Here is a 6,149-nt window from a genome sequence, read left to right as displayed (position 1 = left end):
TTTCATAATAATCTTTCTTATCACTTAACATTTTGTTATACAAAAATCTTACACATCCAAATACTTTTGAAAAGTATCTTTTTTGACTATCATTAGGATATATTCTATACTTATAAGCTTTATTTTAGCACCGATTATTTTTAAAATAATATTATATAAACTTGCCTTACAAATTCATCTCCACCTAAATTTCATAGAAATTACAGGTAAAGTATTCTTTGTTATTTTTTGATAAATGCCTTCCCTATCGCCCTCTATATATCTCTATCATCAGCTTCACTACTACTCTCCTGCTCTTTTTTTTCTTTATATCTAAAATATAGAATATCTTCCTCTCTACTACTCTTAGTACTACCTAGAATATCTTTGCCAAAAAGTAGATTGATAAGCTTAACGACCAAAACACCACACAAACAAATGCAGAAAATAAAAACAGCTGCTATAACTATCTTATTATTATTCATAGCAATCCTCTCCATACTTAATTAATACTGCTTATTAGCGTTTTAGTATACAAATTGCTGATATTTTACTTTAAATGAAACTATCTTTTTTTATTTTCAAATCTAATATCTCTTTTGCTAAATCCTTGATCTGTCCAACTGCAATTGTTAAGAATGCTGCTGCATTAGCAAGAGAGGAAATAGTGACTATATTTTCTTCTGCATTTGTTGCATACCAAGCATCAGAAGCTTCTTTACTTATTAAAAGAGTATAGTTAAGCATAAAATTAGATAATATAATACTTGTAAGATTATATATAAGCACATAAATGCTAGCAATATTGCTATTGTTAGGAAATTCTTCTTTTTTAAAAACAAACTTCGGGCCTAGATTTTTAATTACAAACTTATCAAGTTTCTTTTTAATATCGTCTTCATCTATATCTAGGTTAGATATATCATCTAGTGTTTTATTTGCAAAAAGTATTATGTTCACTGACTGGCTTAGTTTGAAAAGTGCATCATCAACAACAGAACTATCATATCCAGTATCTAGCAGCTTCCAAAAGGCATTATAAACTGCTTGTATTGCAATCTTTAGCTCGTAAATAAGTGTTGGAATTATTCTTTCTCTTATGTTTATTCTATAATTTATATCAAAAAACCCGATAGTAAAATCAGCACTGCCTTTATACCTAGAAGAGATCTCTTCTCTTTTTATAAGTTTTTTCTTGCAAACAACAAGATCTAGCAACTCTTCTGCCTTAGACTCAGCTAGCATACTTACTCGTTCTGCTTCACTGCTACTTTTGTAATAAACGCAATATAGAAGAAATAATACTAATACAGGCAGTAATACACTTAGCAATGCAAGTATATCTATGTAAAGCATATATCCTCTGGGGCCTAAATTTCTTTAACCCATAGCCAGTTAACCTATACTTTACAAAAACGATACTTGAACTGCATGCTAAATAACATCTAACTAGTTTAAAAACTACTTCCAAACGCTTTTAAGTTACAAACATTATTGGCAAATAAATAAATCAAATCAAATACATGAATCGTTTAAGAAAGAATATAGGCTAGATTCCCTTGCAAAGTCTCTACTCTATATTCTTTCTTTGTCAAAAGAGCCAAGCTCTTCTTTAAAGCACAACTCTTCTTCTTGGCATGAAAAGATAGGCATTTTAGTCAAAATATCTTAGAAATACTTCCCTCCATTTTATTAAAAAAACTATAACTTACTTATTAAGTTTATAGCTAAATAAAAAAAGGTAAGAGCTAGCCTTTAACCAAAGTCAAAAGTTAGCTCTTTTAGAATTGAATAAGCATAATAAATTATGTTATTCAATGCGTAGTCATACTATAATATTTAGTAAAAAAAGTCAAGTTTTTTAAGACAATTTAGTCTAATATTCCTGCATTCTAAATCCTAGAGAATATTCCTTCTCCTTTAGCATTCTTACAAGTTTTTCTATATCTAGCACATCTCCTGCAAAGTTATAATTATTAATTATTACTCTACTGTTTTCTTTCTTATTTTCTAGCCTTTGTAGTCTTATAATCTCTTTTTCTATAACTATAAGGACAGCCGCATTTAGTCTCAGGTTCTCATCAATTGGTGATGGGGTTACTCTTACTAGTTCAGGCTGTCCCATCTCACTTGTTAGGAGCCCTACTTGTGGAATATAGGTAGGGCTTTGGTTCTAAAGAAAGCCCCTTTCTTGATAGTTTTATCTCCTCTAGGCTCACTGCTGCTTTAACAGTCGCAATTCGCCTTAGTATTTCTTCTAAAATTTTTCTAGCATTAGCTATATCTTCTTCCTTGCTGGCTCTTTAAAGAGCCTAAAAAGCTATCTTAGGATGATACAAGAAGCTATTTCTATATTCTTTCTGTATTAGAAATAGCAGTTCACAAATATAGAGTAAGCAGTGAAGAATAAATTTTATCCATGGTTAAAGGAATGCTATATGGGGTATTAATCTTTTAAGATCTATTGTTTTAAGCTGTCCTTTAAATTAAAGTATAAATTAAATATAGTATATAACTAGAAATAAGAATTTTTAAGATTTAGGTATTTTTTATCTTACTAAATAAAATGTGTGTTAATATTGAGACATAAAGATGTTAAGTATAGATAACAAGAGTACTTAAATTGCAATAAGGAAAGTTATATGAGTAATATTGCAGGGGAGGCTAAACCCAGATATGAATATGTAAAGCAGAAATAGCATCATTGCAATGAGTATCAGCATCAGCATGCCTATATTAACCTTATTAATAGCTTGGTGCAGGCTAGGCAATAAGTTTGTGTTAGTTTGATTAGAGCTTGTAGTTCTAGCTTAATCTAAATAAGCTTTAGAGCTGTTAGTCTCACTTTTTATATTATCAAGCATTTGTTTTATAGTTTCTAAATCTTTGCTTAATATAGTGACTCTTTTGTAGAAGATTCAACTGCCTTTATAATGTCTCTAGCTTCCCTAGCTTTCCTAGAGTCCTTATTAACTTGTTAGAGATGGCTACTACTATTATCATTTTGCATATTGGGGTGCCTGTCTGCCATCAAAGGTTCTTTGCCTGCATTTTGGTCCATATAAGAATTATTTATACCTCTAGGCCTACGACCACTTCTATTATCGCCGATATCCTTTAAAGCATAAAAGACTTATTGCTATCTAGTTTATCTATAACCTGATCGGCCTTGTCTGTAAGCTTATTGTATAATTTACAAGAGATAATGCTGTAAAATACAATAGTTAAAATAAATAATTTAGCAATTAAATTCACCTTATTACTTCTCTTTAGAATCTGATATTCTTATTAAGAAATAAATTGCATTTATAATTCATAAAATAATAATGCACAAGTCAAACTATAGAATTAAGAGAAAATAAAGTGTTGTTTAGAAAGATAATATTATAAATAAAGAAGACAGACCTCATAAAGTAGTGTCTGGCTTGTATTTAATAATTTACCTATCTAGATTCCATACCTTGCAATTTTTTGTATATACTATTTAACTCTTCAAAGTCTTTATTTGTCTTAGTCATATTGGCATTAAGTTCTTCTTGTTTATGCTTAGCATTCTCTAGTAGAATTTTAGCACTCTCTATTGCATCTTTAGCATCTTTTATCCAGGAATAGTAAAGATAATTGATCCCTAAATGAGGTATATCTTTTAAAGCTTCTTCTAAAGCCGAATCTGCCTTTCTTTTTGCATGATCAAAGCTATCCTTAGCTCTTGCTAAAGCAGCAATAGCATCATTGCAAAAAGAATTAAGAGAAGCATGACTACTCTTAGCTTTATTAATAGCCTGATGTAATTTATGCAATAGTTCTTGGCTAGGTTTATTAGTTCCAGATCCATTTTTTCTAGCAGTATTTAAATAAGAGTTAGCTGTACCAGCTAAGCTTTTTATCTTGTCAAGGATTGATCTTGTTTTTTCTAAAGCTTCATTTATTTCCTCAGCTTCTTTTAAAGAGGTAGAAGCTTCTTGTATAATTTTCTTAGCTTCTTTAGATTCATTATTAACTTTTTGAGGTTGTCTACTATCATGTTTACTGTTGTCTACTTCACTAACATCGGAATGAACTATGTCTACACTATTATCTGCCTGTATACTTGAACTATTATTTTTTTCACTCTCTTTTACTTTATTTTCATTATTTTGTTCTTGATAATTTCTGTTCTGATTACTTTCTTTTTCCCCAATTTCTTCAGCATCATCTAAACTTCTAGGTGTGCGTTCATTTCTTTTGCTGTCTTTTATAGAATCTAGAGAACTATTATCTAGGTTAGAAGTACTTTTATTATCAGCTGTATCTTTATTATAGATAAAAGACTTATTATTATCTAAAGCTTGTTGCGATTTATCTGTAAGCTTTTCATATAATTTACAAGAAATAAAGCTTGAAAATAAACTGGATATCAATAACACTTTAATCATTAAATTCATTATATTACCTCTATTTGAAATAGAATATTATTATAATATTATATCATTGTATCACATTTATATTAATAATAAAGATTATATAGAAGAAGAATTTAAATAAAAATTGTTACCTGTAATTTCTATAAAAATTATAAAGAGATGAATTTGGGAATAAATTTGTTTTAATTTTTTTAATAGAATTTTGAGAGTTATGTATTACTTATAAAGACAAATACTTCATTTTTATAAAGCTTTTATAAAGTAAACTTTTGCTTTAAAATTACGTTATCTAAGATTCTACGATTCTACACTTCTTAAAGCAGCTTCATATGCTTTGTTTAACTCTCGAAACTCTTTATTTGCCTGGTCTATCTTGGAATTATAAAAAAAGACAGTCCAACTAGAACTTGTAAACTAGTCAGACTAATGCTTTTTTTATATAATAAAGAATAAAAAAAGTCTTATTTAGCAGATGAGGCTATTAAGACTTTACACCGCGATGTAGGACACAAACCAAAACAACCCTACACCGCAAAGGAATAGCTAAATGATAACAGAAAACAAGATAAAAGACAATAAAAACCACCAAAAAGCAGCAGCAACAGCAAAGAAAGCATCACTATTAAAAGAACTAATTAGAGCAAATAGGGGCAAGAATAAAAAACTTTGCAATGAGATTACAATTTATCAAGTTAAGGCAATGATAGAGAAGAAATTCTTGCGTATTTCAAGAATGTGTAAACTATACTGGGCAATAAATACTAAAAACGAGCAATATAAATCTTTTACAGAGCAGTATTCTGCTAAAGATATACTTGCACTAACTAATTCTTTACTAAGAAGAGATAAAGAGAAAACAGTATGCAGTAGAACAATACAAAAAGATATTAACTTGATGAACAAAATAGGACTACTTAAAACAGAAACTATAAGATTTGGCATAAAGAGGGGAAGTCTTTCTTTTTATGTACAAAACAAGTATTTAGCTAAGAAGTACAAGGAAATAATACAAAATGAATTAACTGACATACTTAAAGAAGAACTAGCGGATAAAATAATTATTGGTGATCTTGATAAACGGATAGCAAAAGTAAAGTTTGACAAAGAGAAATCACTAAGGTTATTAAAAGAAGTAGAGAAGAAGAGAAGTGAGGAAGAAGAGAGTAAGAAAGAAAGAAGCAAAATAGAGAAGGAAGAACAGTTAAGTCCAAATTCGCATGTGGAGGGAGGGCATCTTTTAAAAACTAATAATAACTATACATATACAAGGAATTCTAAAGAAATGCCTTTAAAAAAAGAGGAAAGTAAAGAGAAGACAAAGAAAAGAGAGACAAGAGGTGGAGTTGAGGAAAGACTAGTTAGTAAACACCACGTTGCAAAAAACTATATGCAACTAGTTAGGGATAATAGCAATAACAATGCCACCTACATTAATGCATTGCTTAATCTTGAGACTGCTCTTAACTGTTATGCAAAAATATACAAGAGGGATGAGATTACAAAACACTTCTTAAACGAGTTTACAAGCAAGTACAAGAACAAGATATGGATGATGATGAGAAGAGAAGATGGAGTTATTAGTGATTATGAGGTTATCTGGGAGAAAAGGTTTAAAAAGAAATACAAAAAAAATGCTTTAAATCTTAATAAAAGCAAACAGATAGAAAAAACAACGGGTAAGAACGAGGAGATAGAAGTAGAAAAGCAAAGAGAAGAATTTAAGAACAATATATTTAGCATCCTGCTATCTCAAATTACAACAATAAG

At 29.4% G+C, this 6,149-nt stretch carries 6 protein-coding genes and 1 pseudogene; 1 reads left to right on the top strand and 6 read right to left on the bottom strand.

All coding sequences use genetic code 11. The annotated features are described in order from the left end of the window. From F0310_RS05410 to F0310_RS05385, 6 genes and pseudogenes are all read right to left on the bottom strand, one after another. Window positions 1–124: pseudogene (locus tag F0310_RS05410) on the bottom strand (helix-turn-helix domain-containing protein); the annotation flags it as partial. A 130-nt stretch (window positions 125–254) separates the two neighbouring features. Continuing rightward, window positions 255–464, bottom strand: coding sequence for a hypothetical protein (locus F0310_RS05405; protein ID WP_182117950.1), 210 nt, complete (start codon window positions 462–464; stop codon window positions 255–257). 70 nt (window positions 465–534) lie between these two features. Further along, on the bottom strand, window positions 535–1,335 hold the full coding sequence (locus F0310_RS05400) for a hypothetical protein (protein ID WP_182117949.1): 801 nt from the start codon (window positions 1,333–1,335) through the stop codon (window positions 535–537). 520 nt (window positions 1,336–1,855) lie between these two features. Further along, complete coding sequence (locus tag F0310_RS05395) at window positions 1,856–2,104, bottom strand: hypothetical protein (RefSeq protein ID WP_182117948.1); 249 nt, start codon at window positions 2,102–2,104, stop codon at window positions 1,856–1,858. 992 nt (window positions 2,105–3,096) lie between these two features. Next, entirely contained in the window at window positions 3,097–3,234 is a 138-nt protein-coding gene (locus F0310_RS05390; RefSeq protein WP_182117947.1) for a hypothetical protein, read from the bottom strand. Window positions 3,235–3,422: 188 nt separating this feature from the next. Then, the gene (locus tag F0310_RS05385) at window positions 3,423–4,403 is read right to left on the bottom strand and encodes an immunogenic protein P37 (protein WP_182117946.1); all 981 of its coding nucleotides are present in this window, start codon (window positions 4,401–4,403) and stop codon (window positions 3,423–3,425) included. A 526-nt stretch (window positions 4,404–4,929) separates the two neighbouring features. Here F0310_RS05385 and F0310_RS05380 point away from each other — a divergent pair. Further along, the coding region (locus F0310_RS05380) for a plasmid maintenance protein (RefSeq protein WP_182117945.1) at window positions 4,930–6,149 on the top strand (1,220 nt) is incomplete at its 3' end.

Origin of the sequence: Borrelia sp. A-FGy1, from assembly GCF_014084025.1 — a bacterium.
Taxonomy (GTDB): domain Bacteria; phylum Spirochaetota; class Spirochaetia; order Borreliales; family Borreliaceae; genus Borrelia.
Note: the sequence above shows the minus strand (reverse complement) of the source record. Positions and strands in the feature narration are given on the sequence as shown.

Coding starts and splice junctions, on each gene's coding strand:
- F0310_RS05405 (WP_182117950.1), bottom strand. CDS start 464: ATGAATAATAATAAGATAGTTATAGCAGCTGTTTTTATTTTCTGCATT.
- F0310_RS05400 (WP_182117949.1), bottom strand. CDS start 1,335: ATGCTTTACATAGATATACTTGCATTGCTAAGTGTATTACTGCCTGTA.
- F0310_RS05395 (WP_182117948.1), bottom strand. CDS start 2,104: ATGGGACAGCCTGAACTAGTAAGAGTAACCCCATCACCAATTGATGAG.
- F0310_RS05385 (WP_182117946.1), bottom strand. CDS start 4,403: ATGAATTTAATGATTAAAGTGTTATTGATATCCAGTTTATTTTCAAGC.